Annotated in this window: 3 protein-coding genes; all 3 read left to right on the top strand. The window is 63.3% G+C overall.

The genetic code is table 11. From position 1 onward, the window contains the following. The first annotated feature begins 251 nt into the window (after positions 1-251). The 3 genes from JQ558_RS08675 (at position 252) to JQ558_RS37160 (ending at position 19,345) form a co-directional block, all read left to right on the top strand. Positions 252-968, top strand: a complete 717-nt coding sequence (locus tag JQ558_RS08675) for a hypothetical protein (RefSeq protein WP_212208664.1) — start codon at positions 252-254, stop codon at positions 966-968. Positions 969-1,043: 75 nt separating this feature from the next. Further along, positions 1,044-11,831 carry a leukotoxin LktA family filamentous adhesin gene (locus JQ558_RS37165; RefSeq protein WP_249142400.1) on the top strand — a complete coding sequence of 3,596 codons (10,788 nt, stop codon included), beginning with the start codon at positions 1,044-1,046 and terminating at the stop codon, positions 11,829-11,831. Continuing rightward, positions 11,828-19,345 carry a beta strand repeat-containing protein gene (locus tag JQ558_RS37160; protein ID WP_249142399.1) on the top strand — a complete coding sequence of 2,506 codons (7,518 nt, stop codon included), beginning with the start codon at positions 11,828-11,830 and terminating at the stop codon, positions 19,343-19,345. The genes JQ558_RS37165 and JQ558_RS37160 overlap by 4 nt, the downstream gene beginning before the upstream one ends. The last annotated feature ends 13 nt before the right edge of the window (positions 19,346-19,358 follow it).

Below are 19,358 nucleotides of genomic sequence, written 5' to 3'. Positions count from 1 at the left end.
ATCCAAAATTCTCCGATGGCATTTGGCTCGAATGTCGCAAGTGCGCAGCATGCCGTATCAGCGCGCACTCGTGTCGGGCCAGCGACGCATCCGCGCCAATATTAGCCATCGGTGCTCATTCTCCCATCGCCGCTATGTTCGGTGTGGGGAACGCGGTATTGTTACGGGGTAACGAGGCCAATTGCTAATTTCCGGTTACCGAATTGCGGCGTTGCCTAAAGTTTATGTCTGGTGTTTCGGAAGGTTTTTGAATGCGCAAGATTTCGATGTTCCTGGCATGTTGCGGTATCGCATCTGTCGTAGCCGGCCCGGCGTATGCACAGGGCACGCCCAAGCAGAAGGCAGTGCCGGCGCCAAGGCCAGCAACCCAGGCCGAGGCGACGGTGCCGGCAGCAGCGGCGGCGGTCGATGAAAAAACCGCCAAAGCGATCGATGGATTCCGTTCTTCGAAGTTCGGCATGAACGAGGCGGATGTCCGCGCGGCGATCACCAAGGATTTCGGCGTCAAGCCGGATGCGATCAAGTCGCAGGACAATCCGGCCGAGCTGACCCGCAGCGTATTGCTGGCCGTTCCGGACCTGCTGCCGAGCGGCGGGATCGCCGAAGTATCCTACGTGTTCGGCTACAAGTCGAAGACGCTCATCCAGGTCGGCACGGTCTGGTCGAAAGGGACGGATCCGGCGATGACGCCGGAGAAGCTGTTCTCGAATGCCAACATTCTGCGCGCCCACTTCCTGGGCGAAGGTTTCAAGCCCGACACCATCGCCGTCAACACGCCCGTCGCCGGCGGTGTCCTGATGTTTCGCGGCAGCGATGCCAAGGATCGATCGGTGATCCTGCTGCTGCAGGGAACGTTCGAGACCAAAGAGAACAACCAGCGGGTCCTGACCCCGACCGGCCTGCTGCTGTTCTATGTGGCCGACACCAAGAGCCCCGACGTTTTCAAGCTCCCGCCTGGTCAATTCTGATGTCGTCCCGCTCCGGATCAACCCGACGCATGGCCGCCGGCCGCGCGCTCTTGTCACCAGCGAAGGTGAGCTGACATGCGTATGCCGCTCTCAGCCAGAAGCGAGGGCGGTCTGACGTTACGCAGGTTCTCGCGCCTGCGTTTCGTCTCGTTGATCTGCATTGCGCAGATGACGATCCTGCCGTTGCTCGGCACCAGTGTAAGAGCGCAGACGGCCAACGTGATCATTCCCGACGGCCGCACCGGAACCAGCCTGCAGACGTCGGGCAATGTCACCAACATCACCACGACCACCGTTTCCGGCGCCAACGCGTTCAATTCGTTTTCGCAGTTCGGGGTCGGGCAGGGCAACACCGTCAACCTGCAGGTGCCCAACGGCAGCCAGAACCTGATCAATATCGTCCGGGACGCGCCGGCTTACGTCAATGGAACGCTCAACTCCTATCAAAACGGCAAAATCGGCGGCAATGTCTATTTCGCCGATCCCTACGGCTTCGTGGTCGGCAAGACCGGCGTCGTCAATGTCGGCAGCCTGAACGTTTCCACGCCGTCGAAGGAATTCACCGACAGCATCATCGGCGCCACCGGGCAGATTAACAACGCCGCCGTAAGCAGCCTGATGAACGGCTCATTCCCGATATCGCCGGACGGCAATATCCGGATTCTCGGCCGTATCAACGCCGCGGATGGGGTTCGTCTGACGGGCCAGAACGTCTTCGTCGGCGGCGGGAGGAGCCAGCGCGAGCGTGTCAACCACGAACATGCCTCCAAATTCGCGGCCTCGGTCAATTCCAAGGGCCTGCGCAGCGCCAGCGCCATCACCGTCCGCAACGGATCAATTCACATCGGGGCGGTCAACAACGCAACCATCTCCGGGCGGCTGACGGCGCGCAGCCGCACCACCACGCCGAGCACGATCACCGTCACCGCCGGAAACAATATCCAACTCGGCAAGAACGCCAGCCTGAGCACCGCCGCCAGCAAGACAGGCGACGCCGGCAACATCACGCTCAAGAGCACCGGCGACCTGACCGTGAAGAGCGGTGCCCGGATCAATGCCAGTTCCGCCAAGGGTAATGCGGCGGTCGTCGATCTGAGCGCCAACGGCATCGTCGACATCGCCAGCGGCGTCAAAGTCAACGTTGCCGCGCCTAACGGCAATGCCGGCAAGCTCATCCTCGATCCGACGGATATCGTTGTCGGCGGGGCCACCGGTGTCGCCGGCGTCAACATGTCAAATGCCACGGTCGCTGCTGCGATCTCCGCGCTCAACGGCACTGGCACATTCACGCTTTTGGCGAGCAACTCGATCACGATCAATGGGAACGGCGTCGTCGACGGCGGGACCACCGTTAACGTGACCCTGAATGCGCCGACGCTGAACCTGCTGGCGGGCAGCTACGTGAGGGGCGACACGGTCGCCCTGAGTGCCAACACGTCGGGTGGCCAGGTCAATATCAATGCGGCCAGCAATGGCGGCGCTCAGGTTTTGACGAACACCGCACTGCAGATCATTGCGTCACGGGTCGTCTTCTCCAGCACCGCCAACATGATCGTCGGCAATGGCAGCACGAGCACCAACACCGGCGCGGCCGGCTTTGTCTCCAATGCCACGATCTCCCGCTACGCCGGCGTACTAGGCGGCGGCGCCACTCTCTCGCTCAGCGCATCGTCGCAGATCACCGTCGACTCCACTGGTATTGTCGACGGCCGCCGCATGAACGGCGCCGTTTCGAACGCACATTCGGTGGAAAACATCGTATTGAGCGCGCCGACGATCAACATTGACAACGGCGGGCAGGTTCTTGCGCAGGCTGTCAATGCCGGCGGCACCAGTTTTACCTCCGGCCGGGTCATCATGAACGCCTTCGGTGCGGGTTCGGGTTTGAACATTTCGGGCACGGTCAAGGGTGCATTCCTTGGCTTCAGTACGGACCAGGCCTCGATCACCGTGGGATCGACGGCCGTGATCGTTGCCGATCCGTCCCGTGTCATCAATTTCAATGGACCATCGATCAACGTAGTGACCGGCGCGAGCATCACCGGCAGCACCGTCGGCTTCTTCTTCAACCAAAGCACGCTGACGGTCGGTGGCGCCTCGCTTACCGGGGGCAACGTACTCGCAAACAACGGCCAAGCCGGCCAGTTGTCGAATGCGATGATCGCCAAATACATCGCGGCGGTAAACGGCTCCGCAACGTTGTTGCTGTCGGCTCAGGCCAACACGCTGAATCTCAACGCCGATGCGGTGATCAACGCCGGCAGCACGATGAAGGTCGCGCTGCAGGCCCGTACGCTCAACGTCATGTCGGGCGCACAGATCACCGCGGGCGCCGCCGCGTTTGCCTTCGACCGGGACAACGTCATCATCGGCAGTTCGGCCGATCCCAGTGCCGGGAGCGCCGGGTTCGTCAACAACACCCAGATCGCCTCGTTGATGCTGGCGCTTTCCGGAGCCAGCGGATTCGAGATATCGGCGAACAATTCGATCACCCTCAACGCGACCGCCGTCATCGATTCACGTTCACTGAACGCCTCGCAGAATTCGCAGGCCAACTCGCGGAACGTTACGTTGAGCGCGCCGACGATCACGATGGTCCAGGGATCGAAGATCCTTGCTCAAGCCGTCAATTTCGGTGGCTCGACCTTCACCAGCGGTGCCGTCACGCTCAACGCGACCGCGAGCGACAACCGGTCATCCGGCCATGCCAGCGCGACGACCGGCATTACGATCGACGGCCAAATCACGGGCGGGGCGATCAACATCAGCGCAACGTCGGAGGCCGTATCAAGTTTCTCGAGCAACATCGTGTCCGATTTTGCAGTTCTCGGACAGGCCATTCCAGGTTTAATCCTGGGCCTCAACGGTGGATATGTCGCCGCAAGCGCAACGGCGAATGTTGCCATCAACAGTCACGCAAACATTACCGGCACCGGCAATGTTACGATCAGCGCGAATGGCAAGGAGGTCGCCGAAGATCCCGTCATCGCCAGCACCTTGCTTGGCCTCTCGCCCGTTGGAGCAGGCGTGGTCGTCGGCACCCTCTCAGGAAACGTCTCGACCAATGTCGCATCCGGCGCGACGATCAGCGCCGGCGGCAGCCTGAACATCAACGCCATCAACGATGCGACGCTCAAGGTTTCCGCGGTGGCTGCGACCACCAGCGCACTCGTCGTTGCGACCGTCGCCTATTCGGAGGCCAACGTCACGACGACGGCGAACGTCGCGACCGGCGCCAACCTGACGGTCGGCACGGCGAGTGGGTCGACCGGCGGCTTCGCGCTGCGCGCGCTGAACAACAACAGTTTCTCGACGTCGGCGACGTCGGTAGCCCTCAGTACCCCGGCGCTGAATGGCGGCGTTGGCGGCGCGGTAGCCATCAGCAATGCCACCACGACCGCGACGGCGACGCTCGGCGCATCGCTCGGCACCTTCGCAAACCGAATGGTCGGCTCCGTGCTGGTCGAGGCCACATCCAACACCCAGTCAAACTCGACCATGGCCTCGACTACCGTCGGCACCCCGGCATTGATTGGAGCCTTGCAAGGTGCGCTGCTTCCCAGCGCTACGGCGCCTGCCAATTTGTTCTTGCTGCAGATGAGCACGCTGTTCCAGTCGGACCTGGGTCTCAAGGCGGCGGCTGCGTTGTCGGTCGCGAATAGTACCCAAAACGCAACGGCGGCGATCGCGCAAAATCCGAGCGGCGGTGCGCCATCGATTTACTCGACCGGAAATGTAGCCGTCGTCAGCAACGTGATCGACGTCGGCGTCCGCAGCAATTCGACGGCCTCTGCGATCGCCTCAAGCTTCCCCGGCGGTACGCCGGAACCCACCGCCGTCAGTGCGGCGGTGGCATGGGGCAAATTCACACATAATTCGAACGCCTATATCGGTGCCGGTACCTTGATCGACGCACCGAATATCGGCGTGACGGCGAACACCTACATGCCGATAACCAATACCTGGCTGAAATGGGCCGGCCTTGGCGAGGTGTTGAGCCACCTCAACGGCACGCTCGGCGTCGGCGGCAACATCCTGACCAGCTACGCCAACTCGAGCGCGACTGCGGGTGAGACCGTCGCGATCGCCGGTTCGTTGAATGACTTTATCGTCAACAACAACACGACGGCATGGGTCGCGACGGGCGCAAGCCTGAACGCGACCTGTACGATCGCGGTTTGCGGTAGTGGCTCGTGGTCGGTGCCGCTTAACAGCGGCGACACACAGGATTTCAGCGCGAACCTCACCGTCGCTGCAAATACGACAACGAATTCTATCAATGCCGCCGGCAATACCGGCGCGCTCGGTCTCGGCTGGGGTAGCTCGTCAGGCGGCTCCTCGCTGGGAGGTGCGCTCAATCTCGTCCTGTTTACCAGCAATACCATTGCCGGCGTGGCTTCCGGCGCATCACTCGGTGCGGCCAACAAAATCGCCGTCGAGGCGGCGACGACCGACCAATTCTTCGGTGTGGCGCCGACATCGGGCAAGGCTGCGGGCGCCCTGGTACTGAATGGGATCACGTCGATCGCGCTGGTCGACAACACCACGCACGCATCGATTGGGCAGGGAGCCCATGTGTCTGCGCCGACGGTCAATATTCACGCGGCACAGGAACTTTCGATGATTTCGCTGGCCGGCGCGTTCTCGGCCGGCGCCGGCTCCGCTGTCGGCATAGCGGTCGCCTATCTCGGTGCGAACACCGACACCGCCGCCTACATCGGTGACAACCGTTGGGATATCAGGTCGGGTCCCTTCATTGACAATGATCGCTTCTCGGGTAACGGCGGTGGAAACGGCACAGTCGCCGCCAACACCCTCGCGCTTAGCGCGACTACCGCAGGCCGCATCACTGCCGCTTCAATCGCGGCCGCGATAACAAGTCCGACATTTTCCAGCTTTGCCAACAAGGCGGAAGCCGTAACCGACGCCGCCACCGGAGGAACCGCAGGCATCGCTACCGGTGCGAGCAAGGTCAGCCAGAAATCAGGGACCTCACCCGATGGCTTCAGCATCGACGTGGCCGGAAGTTCGTCGGTCAGCGATGTCAGCATGGGTACCAGCGCCTTTATTTCCGGTGTGACGGTCAACCGTTTCGATGCGTCGAGCACCACGGCCAGGACGCTGGTTCAGGCGCTCAACGACACTGTACTGAACAACGGATCGGGATCTGCTTCGGCCAACCTCGCCGGAAGCGATTCGCCGAGCAGCCTCGCGATAGGCGGTGCGATTGCCTCGGCGATGTCGAACAACGCAACTCTGGCCTATATCGATAACACGACCATCAATAACCACAGGTCGGTGTCGGTGCAGGCACTGAACGGCGGCGAGCAAACCGTCGTGGCCATTGCCATCGCCGGATCGCAGGGGGGCAATGCCGCGGCGGTATCGGCTTCTGTCGGCATTATCACTGACAGCGTGAACGCCTATATTCAAAACTCCACCATTAACGGCGTCAGCGGCGGCACTTCGCGCTCAGTCGAGGTGGACGCGTATCAAACCAGCAATATCGCGATCGGTGGCGGCTCGTTGTATATGGCGGGCGGCAAGGGCGGCATCGGCGTCACGATGACCTACGCCTCCATTGGCGATCCGACGGGCGGCAAGGCCGCCGACGGGCATATACGCTCGACGTCGATCAACAATTACGACACGCTTACCGTGCTGTCGGATAACGCCGGCGTCATCGCGGCGGGCGGAGCATCCGGCGGAGTCGGAGGCAACGGTCTTGGCGGCGCCATCGTCGTCTCCGAGATCACCTCATCGACGACCGCCTATATCAGCAGCAGTGCCACCGTAAACATCAATGTCACGGGCGCCGTCGTTGTGACTGCTGATAGTGTGGCTATCTCGGCGCTCGACAACGCGCTGTCAGATCTGGTGAGAGTGTCGAACAACAATCAGCTCGCATCATCCAATTGCGGAACCAGTGGCAGCCCTCAAACCTGCGTTGATTTCAGCTACGCGGCTCTTAATGGTGGCACAACGGGTACGCCTCAGGCACCCGGCGCCGCCATCATTTCGGTTGCCGGTTTGATCCAGGTTGGCAAGAACAATGTTGGCGCGTCGATCGTATACGACGATATCGCGACGACACATTCAGCCTACATCGCGGGCGTGCTGCTGACCTCAAGCAGCGGCTCCGTCTCGGTGACTGCGACCGACTCGTCGGAGATCCAGTCCGTTGCAATCGGTGTTGGCGGCGGAAACGGCCAGTTCTCGGGCCTGGCCGGGATGACCATCAGTTCGATTGGTAACACGGTTTCGGCGACCGTTGGCAACGCGCAGTCGAACACCACAAATTCGACTATTGCTTCGACAAATCTCTTTTTGGCCGCGAAGGATACCTCGAAAATTACCGGGACTGCGGCCGTGGCCGGCGTGTCGACGGGAGGCAGCGCCGCTGGCCTTGCCATTGTCTACAGCGACATTTCGAACAATGTGAGCGCCGGAATAACGGGCTCCAAGGTGGTTTCGAGCGGTCGCGTTGCCGTCGCAGCCGAATCGGTCGCCGCGATATCGACAGTTGCTGTCGGTGTCGCCATGTCGTCACAGCTCGGTCTGGCCGGATCGGTCGCCACTAATCTGATGGGCACCAATGTTACAGCCAGCATTTCCGGTGGTGCCGACGTCATCGGCGAGAACAGCGTTGCCGTGCTGGCGACCAACACCGACAACGCTGCGGTCTTCGCCGGCGCCTTTGCTATCTCGAAGGGCTCGGCCGGGGGCGCAGGCTCGCTCGTCACCAACAAGATCACCGGTAATACGTCAGCCTATATCAGCGGCGCTACCACCAAGGTCGATGCGCGCGGCACCAGTTCGTCGGACACCGTGTCCATCAATAGCGGCACCCTCAGGTATGGGCTCGATCTAGGTGCGTTCAGCGCCCCGACCGACGATACGCCCGACCTGAGCGAGACACGTGAGAATGTGCGGGGCCTTTCGGTCGTCGCCAGTTCGCACCAGGCGGTCGTCGCCAACGTGGCCAGCCTGGCCGCGAGCAGCGGCGTTTCGATCATGATCAACCCGATCGTCAACGTGATGTCGGGCGCGACCAAAGCCTATATCGACAGCGCCAGCATCGACACCCGCCTGACCAGCTCCACTTCGTTGCCGCAGATCAACGTCGCCGCCAGCGGCATGTCTTACTCCGGCACGTTCGGCCTCGGGATCGTGGCGCCGACCGGCACCGCGGGCGGCGGCGCGACCATCATCAGCACGACGATGTCGCGCGAAACGTTCGCCTATATCACCAACGCCGAAGTCGGCGGCACGGTCAACGTAGGCGGCGTGGTCTCCCCGACGGTCGGTGCGGTCACGGTGAAAGCCAATGCCGAGCAGCACGCGTCCTCGGTCGCGGTCGGCTTCAACAGCGGTTCGGTCGGCCTCAACGTCTTCAATGCCAGCACGGAAGCCTATGTCGATGGTGGCTCGCTGACCGCCTCGTCACTATCGGTCAAGGCCAAGAACAGTACGGGTATTGCTTCCGCCAACGGCTCCGGCGCCTACGGCAGCAACGTGGCGATCGGCGCCGCCTTCCTGGTTCAGGTCAGTTCGAACAAGACCCTGGCTTATGTCGGCGACGAATACCACTATCGGGGCAACGGCGCGGCGCATAGGACGGCGCTGCAATTGACCGGCGCGCTCGATGTCGATGCAAGAACGATCAACGATTTCCAGGCGTTTTCGGTCGGCGGCGCGATCTCGACCGGCGGCGGGGCTGTTGCTGGCATGGCCAACATCGAGATCGCCAACAACGTCACGATCGCCGGCATCTACGACACCACGTTGACGTCGCCGACCGGCACCGCTGCGGGCGCGGTTACGGTGAACGCCAATGAGGAAGTCTACATCCGGGAGATCGCGGGCGCGCTGTCGGTTGCGACTGGCGGGGTAGGCGTCGGCGCCGCCGCCAACGTGCTGGTGTTCAAGAGCCAGACCACGGCGGAGACCCGCAACAGCAATCTGAACTCGTCCGGGGCGATCAACGTCAATGCCCACAGCATCAAGGAAGTGCAGTCCTATGCCGTGACCGTGGGTGCCGGCAGCTCGGTGGGCATCGGCGCGGCGATTGGCGTCATCCTCATCGGCACCAACACGGCGGACGCCGACACGCAGGGCGACCAGACCGGACAGTTCGGCGGCACCATCGCCGCCGCCAACGCCGGAACCAATTCCAGCCAGGGCAGCGGCGCGGTCGCGAGCGGTACAGCCGGCAATCCGAGCGGCGCCAACGCCACCTCGACCTATGACGTGAGCACCGTGCTGACCGGTGGCAATGACAGCGTCACGGCACAGATCGCGGGCGGCAACGTCACCGGCACCCAGGTCAACGTCAACGCCACCAGCGCCAACGCCGCGCAGCAATTCCTGCTCGGCGCCGGTTTCGGCAAGAATGTCGGCGTCGGCGCCGGTATCGGATACACCACCGTTAACAGCAGCGTTCTGGCCAATCTGAGCGCCATCGTCTCGGCTCCCACGGTCAGCGTCGCAGCTGTCGTGAAGGATGCCACCACCGGGCCTTACGCCGGCAAGACCGTGGACACCGAATCCATTGCCGGTGGCTTGTCGCTTTACTTCGGCGCCCAGGCGGCCGTGGCGGTTGGCAATGTCAGCAATACCGTGACGGCGCAGCTCGGTGGCACGGTGACGGGAACGGGCGGCAACGGCGTTCAGGTGAGCGCACGCGACACCTCGACCCAGGCCGCAACGGCCGGGGGCGGCAGCGGCGGCATCGCGGCCGTCGGCGTTACGATCGCCACCACCGCAAAATCCAGTTCGGTCGCCGCCAAGATCCTGGATAACGCCAGCGTCAACAGTTCGACCGTTGCCGTTACGGCAACCGAAGCCGGCGAATTGTCGGCGTCGGCGACGGCGGTTGCCGGCGGTATTGTCGCCGGCACCGGCGCGGCCGCGACCGCGAGGGAAGATTCCACCGTACTGGCGGAGATCGGCAGCAGTGCCGCGATCACGACCTCCTCGACTGGTCTCGGCACCCTGGTATCGGCTTCGGCGACGCCGGACATCTCGGCGACTTCGCTGGGTGTCGCCGTCGGCGGCGGCGCGATCGGTGTCTCCGTGGCGCTGGCGAGCTCGGCGCTCAACGTCACCTCCCGCGTTGGCAACAGCACCACTTTCACCGGGGGTGACGTTTCCGTCACCGCCATGGCGCTGACGCCCAGCAGCGGCAACGGCATCTATGCCCGTGCGATCGCGGGCGGCGGTGGGTCGCTGATCGGCGTCCAGGGCAGCTACGCCGAGACCAGGGAGAACTCGACGGTCAGTGCCTATGGCGGGACGGGAATTACGCTGCCGGACGGCGACTTCATCATTGCCGCCCAAAACGACAGCAACCAGTACGCGACAGCGACGGGTATCGCGGCCGGCTATATCGCGGCGGGCGCGACCATCAGCAAGGTCACATCCAACGCCACCACGGAGGCCTATCTGGGGGCGGGGGCGATCACCACCGCGAACCATATCGGGATCCTGCAGATCACCGCGGTCGGCACCGACAGCCTTGCGTCCAGCGCGACGGCCGGCTCGGGCGGTACCATCGCCGGCGCCGCGGCGGTCGCGTTGATCAACAACACCGCGACGACGAGCGCGAATCTTTACGGTAACGCGACGTCCAACACGCTTTACCTCGGCGGGCTGAACATCCAGGCCCAGCATCAGACAAATTATGCCGGCAATGGCGACGCCTTCCAGGCGTCCTTTGCCGGCGCCAGCGGCGGCAACGCGACCAACAATATCACCTCGACCACGACGGCCGGGGTCGGAACCAACCTGATCATCCATTCTGCTGGTGGCGACATGCTCGTGATCTCCAACGACATCGTCAATCAGGTCGGTGGCGGAGCGCGGGCAGGGTCGGGCGGCGTGGCTGCGGGCGCCGCGACGGTGAGTGACGCCCATGTCACCCAGAGGGCGACCACGAATATCGGCAGCGGCACGATCCTCAGCCTCAACGACGATCCGTTGACCTCAACGGCCAAGGTCAACATCGAGGCCTACAACTCGCTGCGCACCGTCGACAGCGTCAGCCTGACCGCGGGCGGCTTGTTTGCCGGCGGCGGGGCGCGGTCCAATATGACGGCGAACGCCTACGCCACGGTGAACATTGACGCGACCGAGATCTTCAGCGCCGGTAACCTCTTCATCGGCACGGCGTCGTCGCTGATCGCGTACAACTACGCCAACGCGAACCTCTACGGCGCCATCACCGGCGCCGGCGCCAGCACCAATACCTCGCTGACCGCGAACCAGACCGTCAACGTGAGCGGCGATACGACGCTCCTGGCCTGGGGCCTGCTCAATCTCACCGCCGGCCAGGCCGGCGACGGCAGCAAGTACAGCCAGGTGAGCGCCAACGCGACCACCGTGGTCTACAACCAGGCCTTGATCCCGATTACCGCCGTGTATAGCGGCACGGCCACGGCGCGCAGCTATACCGACCTGAATATCGCCGGCGGCGCGCGGGTGCTCGGCGTGAACAACGTCTCGCTTGCAGCGACCAAAGGCGCCGTATCCGCGAATGGCAGGGGCACCAACTACAATCCATATCTGACGCTGTTCAGCACCGAGAACCACGACAACCACAGCGATGCGACCCAGGTCCGCGGCAACATCTCGCAGAACGGCGTCGTGGTGGCCGGTATCTACAATCAGCAATCGATCCTCATCGCTGTCGGCGCCACCACGCCAACGCTAACAACGACCAGCCCGTACGCGCTGACTCTCGAACTGGTCTCCAATCCAATAATTTCAGCACGGTCAAGAAGTACAATCACCAGACCATCCAGTACGCGGTCGTCAACGGGTTCAATCCCTATCAGACCATCGTCTCGCAGATCGCAACGTTGAGCGGGTTGTCGACGGCGGATGTGCAGACGGTGCTGTCGGGTGCCAATCCCACCATCACGATTGCCACTGCTAATGATCCGACCGGTGATATCCAGCGACAGGTCAACACACTGATCCAGCAGGCGCCGTTCGCCGCCAACGTCGCCGGCGCGTCGATCGCGCTCGGCGATATCATGGTCTCGGGCGGCAACGTCTCGATCCTGGCCGATACGATGAGCGGCACGCAGGTGGCCGGCAAGGCCGCACCGCTTGTCTCGTCCCGCGACTCCGTCTCGATCAACATCGAGAACCAGGGCCTGAACTTCATGTCGGTGTCGAGGATGACGGTGACCGGCGTCAGCGGCGGCCACAATATCTTTACGGGTGCGGCGACCGACACCACGTCGCCTGGCATCACATTCCAGCAGGATCTGACGGGCTCGACGCCGGTCGTCGCCGTAAACGCCAGCTATAACCGCAAGGACCCGAACACCGGCCTCGGCGTCGATCTGAACGGAATCCCGCTGACCAAGACCCCCGATATCTACTTCAACGGTGAGGTCACCAACCTCAACGGCCTGCTCAACATCTCCAACGCGCTCGGCAACGTGGTCGCATCGAAGACCTACAACGCGGCGACGATCCAGGTGGTGGTCCCGAACGGCACCTTCACGTTCAATGGCGGGGTCGGTAGCATCTACAACACCAACGGCACCGTGTCGTCGCAGTGGGCGGGCGTCCAGTTCAGGCCCACCGACACGCTGACCGCCGTCATGACGGCGGCGACGTGGCTCGGAACGTACGGCCAGTACGTTCCAGGCGAGGTCTACATTGCCGGCAACGGCACCTACAAACCGTATACCCATTATTGCTGCAACGGCGGCAGCGGCAGCGCGGCTGCTGTACCGAACAGCGTGGTGTTCACCGCGCGCATGCTCAACCTGTTTTATGACGGCGTTTCGCTTTACTCGGCGATCTTCCTGCCGTCAGGCGAGGGCATTCCTGGAAATCTCGCTCAGATCGAGGGAGCCAATCCTGCCATCGTCTCAACCAGGCCGTGGGAGAAGAGCACCTATGACGGTCAGACCGTGTATGGTGACAACGGAAGCCCGTTCCATTGCTTGGGCTGCGCAGCCTTCTTCCAGGTCATCAACATCCAGTCCGCGGCGGTGACGCCAATAACCGCAGCGACGACCACCACGGCGGCGGCGCCCAACGCCTTTGCCATCGGCAAAGCCATCATCCTGTCGGCGTCGGTGCTCAACGTCAACGGAACCATCCAGAGCGGACAGAGCAGTAACTATTCGGTCAATATCGGCACCAACGCCAGGAACGCCATTGACAGCCTGCGCGCCGACACGCTGGCAAACTTGTCGCTCGCCCAGGCCCAGACCAATGCCCAGAACGGCAATTATCTCGACCTGACCCCGTATCTGACCAAGGTCAACGGCGGCGACGTGCAGGTTGGCGCTCGGTACAACGTGCTGACCGACCAGATCGTGCTGAACAGCGTGGTGCAGGGCACCGGTGGCTATGTCTACTTGAACGGCCGGATCATCAGCACGTCCACGAGCGGCACGTCGCAGGGCAACATCATCGTCAATGGCGGCGCCGGCACGATCACCGTCAACAACACGACCGGGACAACGCTCGTCACCAACACGATTAACACCGGCGTCAGCGCCGCAAGCGTCATCCAGATCGTCGACCAGCTCAAGCAGCAGACCACCTGGTACGTCTACAACGCCGCGGCGCCTGGCGGACAGCAGGTCAGCACCTACCGGACCGCAGGCGTCAACGCGAGCGGCTACAGTTCGGGGATGCTGGTCGGCCTCAGCGGAACCTCGGGCGTGGTCTACCAGCCGCAGGCCAACCAATATTATCAATGGGTCGACACCGCGACGCTGACGCGTCCCGTCACCAGCACTGCCGCGGACTATGGCTGGACCTTCAGCGGCGTCTCGGCCAACTCGCCGACCTATCCCTACACACAGACCACGAGCCTCGTCTCGAACGTGCAGCAGGTCGTCAACGGCGTTGCGACCGGACAGTTGCAGACCGCCAACTTCCAGGAAGTCGTCACGGCGACCGGCGCTTACCATTCAAACAACTTCAACACCGGCAGTGGTGCATGCTGCGGCAGCCTCAAACAGTACAATTGGTACCAGCAGATCTACGACCGCCTGACCTTGACGTTGACGAACACCGTCAAGGCTTCCTACGACATCGGCATCCACTTCAACGGCGGCGGTTCCAGCTCGGTGGCGGTGACATCTGACGCCAGCATCGTGATCAATGGACCGATCAACAATCTGCAGGGCGCAACGACCGTCACCGCGACGGGCGCCAATTCGTCCATTACGGTCGGTGCGACCGCCAATAATCCGCTGATTTCCGGCACCAACGTCACGCTCAGGGCAGATGGCGGTATCGGCTCGCTCGCGGGGACGAAGACGCCGGTGCCGGTTCAGGTCTATGGCGGCAGGCTGAACGCAACATCGATCGACCGTGACATCGCCATTGCCGCGCAGGGATCGCTGGTGATCGGTCAGGTGAAGGCCAATTCGGCAATCGCGGGCAACGCGCCGCAAGGAAACATATTCCTGTCGGCGACCGGCGACATCAATTCGGGTTCACCCTACAACGTCGCCAACCCGGTCGTGGTCGGCAAATCGATCGAGATCAATTCGACCGGCGGCGCCATCGGCGCGGTTTCAGGAGTGAGCAACGGGACAACCGTGCTTACCAACGTCAACCCGCTGGTGGTCCAGGCCACCGGAACGACCCTGGTCAACGGCAGTATCGATGGCGGGGTTCTCAACAGCACTTCCTCGACCGGTACCTACATCGTGCAATCGACCGGCGATCTCCGGCTCGGCAGGGTTTCATCCGGCGGAGCGGTCTTCCTGGCGGCCGCAGCATCCGACGGTGGCACCGCCAACATCCTCAACGGCCTGTCGGCCGGCGGATTGACCGCCGAGCAGAGCGCGCACCTGCAGAGTGTCTGGACGGATCTGAACCTGGTAAGCGGCTCCGCGGCGGCTTCCGTGACCGCCTACGAGTCGATGATCAAGGCGGCCTACAACGATTATTGGCAGCTGCGGAATCTGGCGTTTGCCGACGGCAGCACCTACGCGCTCACCTCGCTGGGAGCCACCGTGCTCAGGGCCCAGGTCGCTGGCAAGCTCGACATCGATCCCGCTGCTGTCACGACGGCTCAGATGAAGACCGAGGCGGAAACGCGGTTTGAAAAGTCCCAATATCTGCTCGGCATCAAGACGGAAGCGCAGCTCACGAAAGATCTCACGACGCTGTTCGGCGCCAACCTTGCCAATAATGGAAACCTGCAGGCGGCGCCGGATCTGACTGTGTCGCTGACGGCCTACAACCCGAACTTCAGCTATTCGCTGTCGACCAGTTCGACGCTCTACGCGAAGATCACATCGGGTTCGCAGTGGACGCAGGACCAGCTCAAATACACCGTGAGCGCCGCCGCCAATCCGGCCACCGCTGTGGCGCCGGCGCCGATCGGCGAACTCACGCCGGCGAACGTCAGCGGCCGGCAAGTTATGCTCTATGCGCCGAACGGTTCGGTCGGCAACCTGGCCAGGCCCGTGGACTTCTCCTTCACCAGCAATGGTTCCTCGTCGTTGTCGGACGTACAGAAGGCCCTGCTGGCCTCGGCCGGTCCGTCACAACTGACGGTGACGCCGACAACCGACCAGGCTACCGGCGTCATCACGTATAATGTGAGCGTGTCGCAGCAGAGCTACGTCGTTCTCAATCCGATCGACGCCGTTGCCGCCAAGGTGCAGAGCGACATCTATCTGGCCAGCAAGTCCGACCTGAAGCTGGGTGGTATCGCCAACGCAACGTTTGGCCCGATCACGGCGGCACAGTCCAACGGCGTGCAGACCGTGAGTGGCGACGTCAAGCTTAACGCCGTCGGCGACATTTTCGCGGGCATTGCCAATCAGCCGGTAATCTCCGGCAACATCAGGGATCTCACCCTGATCTCGGAAACCGGCAACATCGGCCAGGCGCCGGCGGCCGGAACCAACCCGGCGAACAATCCGAACGCCCTCCAGATCGCTTTCGCCAACCCGTCCACCAACCAGCTCGACCAGGTCGTGGCGGCGCAGGGCGGCATCTATCTGAAACAGACCACCGGCGACCTTGTCCTCGGCAACGTCACCGCCGCCGGCGCGATCCAGTTCGCGGCGACCGGCAGCATCTATGCCCAGCCGCAGTTTACCGACCGGACCGCGGTCCATATCGCGGGCGCATCGCTGGACGTGCGCGCCGGTGGCAATGTCGGCTTCAACGGCACGACGGCCCAACCGCTGCAGGTCAAGATATCGGGCGCGATCACTGGCACCTCGGTCGGCGCCATGACGATCCTGGCCCCGTCGGACAACCTGAATATCGGTACGAGCGGAACCTACGGCGGGCTTTCCGCCGGCGGCGCGATGACGCTCCGGACGCCGGTTGGCGCGCTCAATATCAATGCCGACATCACCAGTGACGGCCTGATGCAATTGCTCGCCAACGGCGCGGTGACGTTCACGGCCGGTGCCAGCGCCGATCCGATTGTCGCCCAGAGCACCAACGGCGCGGTGACGCTGGCCTCGGCGTCGCTCACCATGGGCGCCTACACCGCCATCAACGCCGCGGGCGTGATCACCGTGGCGACCACCGGGGATGCCACGCTCGGCCAGCTCAACTCGTCGGCATCCTATGCCGCGGCCGGCAATGCGGCTTCCATCGTGGTTTCGGCCGGCGGCGTCTCCGCGGGCGCGATCCTGAGCAACGCCGACGGCCAGACCAACCTGGTAGCCTCGGGCGCCAACGCGCGGATCGCGCTCAACGCCAACAGCATCGGGACATCGACGCAGCGGATCGCCTTGAACGCGCCATACCTGGCCGCCACGGCGACCGATGGCGGCATCTATATCGGCGCGCTGGCTGACCTTGAGGCGAGCCTGTTGTCGGCCGTCAAGGGTAGCGTGGACGTGCAGGGCAGCGGCAGTCTGACGCTGAACAGCGTCTTGGCCGGCACGGCGACCGGCGCCAACGGCACCTTCACCGCACGGGCAACCACCAGCGGCAGCAACATCGTCGTCGGGTCGGCCGCCAGCAGCGGCAGCCAGACGGTTCATGCCGACGGTAACGTGACCTTCAACCAGCTTGGCGCGACGGGCGCCGGCAGCGATCCCGGCGACATCACCGTCAACGCCGATCACGGGTTTATCCTGGCGCAGACGGTCACGAGCGGCGGCGTCACGACGCCGGGTTCGGTCGCGGCCAATGGTTCGGCTTCGCTGACGGCGGCCACCACCATCACCGGTTCAACGCTGTCCGCGACGACCGGATCGGCCTCGCTGCTGGCCGGCGGCCTGATCGACTGGACCGCGCTGACCGCGGGCACGACGCTGGGTGTCAACTCGACCGGCGGCAGCATCACGCTCAGGACCGCGCAGAGCGGCGGCAGCCTGACCCTGCATGCCAGCCAGAACGTCACGTTCAACCAGCTGTCCGCCACCGGCATCACCGGCGACGTCGGGAACGTCAACGTCAACGCCGCCAACGGCTTCATCCTGGCCGAGACCGTCGTTGCCGGCGGTGTCACGACGGCGGGCTCGGTCCCAGCCAATGGCTCGGTTTCGCTGACGGCCGCCACGACCATCACCGGCACGACGCTGGCGGCGACCACCGGTTCGGCTTCGCTGCTGGCCGCGGGCCTGATCGACTGGACCGCGCTGGTCGCGGGTACGACGTTGGGGATCAGTTCGACCGGCGGCAGCGTCACGCTCAGGACCGCGCAGAGCGGCGGTAGCCAGACGCTGCACGCCAGTCAGAACGTCACGTTCAACCAGCTGGCCGCCACCGGCATCAGCAGCGACGTCGGAAACATCAACGTCAATGCCGCCAACGGCTTCATCCTGGTAGAGACTGTCGTTGCCGGCGGCGTCACAACGCCGGGTTCGGTCTCAGCCAATGGCTCAGCTTCGCTGACGGCCGCCACGACCATCACCGGCACGACGCTGGCGGCGACGACCGGTTCGGCCTCGCTCCTGGCCGCCGGCCTGATCGACTGGACCGCTCTGACAGCAGGTACGACGCTGGGGGTCAATTCGACTGGCAGCAGCATCGCGCTTGCGTCAGCACAGAGCGGCGGCACGCAAACGCTGCACGCCAGGCAGAACGTGACGTTCAATCAGCTCACCACCAGCGGCATCGCGGGTGACGCGGGCAACGTCAACATCAACGCCGATACCGGCAAGCTCGCCGGCGGCTCGATCAATGCCCATGGTTCCGCCAGCCTGATCGCGGCGACCAGCAACACCGGCAACAACCTCACGGCCGTCACCGGCGGCGCGTTGCTGCAGGGAACGCTGATCGACTGGACCAACCTCAACGCTGCCGGCGCACTCGGCATCACCGCGACGGCGAACGGGATCACGCTGGGAACGGCGATCGGCGGCGGCACCCAGACCTTGCAGGCGCATGGCGACATCGTCTTCGAGCAGCTGACTGCCAATGGCATCCCCGGCGATGCCGGTGACGTCAATCTGAGCTCCAACTTCGGGTCAATCCTGGGCGGATCGGTCTATGCCAATGGCGACACCCGTTTCGATACGGCGGGCTCGATCAGCCTCGATCAGATCCGGGGCAATACGGTCGCGCTGTCCGCTCCCGGCGACCTCACCATCAAATGGGTTGGCGTCGTCAAGCGACTGGATCTTGCCGCCAACACCATCAACGTCGTCGGCGGGCAAATTCCATCGACGCCATTGATCCCGCTGATCATGAACGTCACCGGTTACAAAGGCGGCGTCGCGACCTCGGCCAATCTCAACATCGATCCGGATACGATCATCGTGAACCAGTTCAGGGTCGTTGACGCGAACTTCGTCACCGACGCGCCGAACGTCACGATCGTCAACGGCTTCGTGCCGGGCCAGCTGATGCTGACGACGCTGACCCAACGGATCCTGCTGGACAACCGTTCGCCGTCTCCGTCGAACTGGGCGACGCTGCAGCTCTACCAGCCGGGCGGCGTGTTCACGATGAGCCACAACGGCAACGCCAACGTCACCGACAGCTACGTCGTTCTCTACAATGGCGACATCTCGGCGACCGTGACCAACTATGTGGGTTCGCACACCTGCTGCAGCAGCTTCACCGGCTCGATGGCGATCCGCAACATCGCCAACGATACGGAGGGCACGGAAACGCTCAACACCTGGTTGGCGCAAAAGAGCGGCGCCGAAACGTTCTACCTGCTTGGCCTTGCCGGAAACGCGAGACTGGAGGCGCTGCTCACCCCGAAGCCGGTTGAGGTGATCGGATCGGGACGGGCCGTGAATATTGAGGGGCTTACGGAAACCAGGAAGCTTCGGCAGCTCCAGCGTGAAGGGCGCAAGAACGGCCGTCCGGGCTGGAACAGCACCGGGCTTGATGGACGTGCAAAAGGGAATGCCAATCGGTTCGCGGATGCCAGGGAGAATGGCAATCCGGTAGTTCAGTTCTAAGGCAACAGGTTTT

Origin of the sequence: Bradyrhizobium sp. AUGA SZCCT0160 (assembly GCF_018130105.1) — a bacterium.
Lineage (GTDB): Bacteria > Pseudomonadota > Alphaproteobacteria > Rhizobiales > Xanthobacteraceae > Bradyrhizobium.
This window is presented reverse-complemented; position numbering and strand designations above follow the sequence as displayed.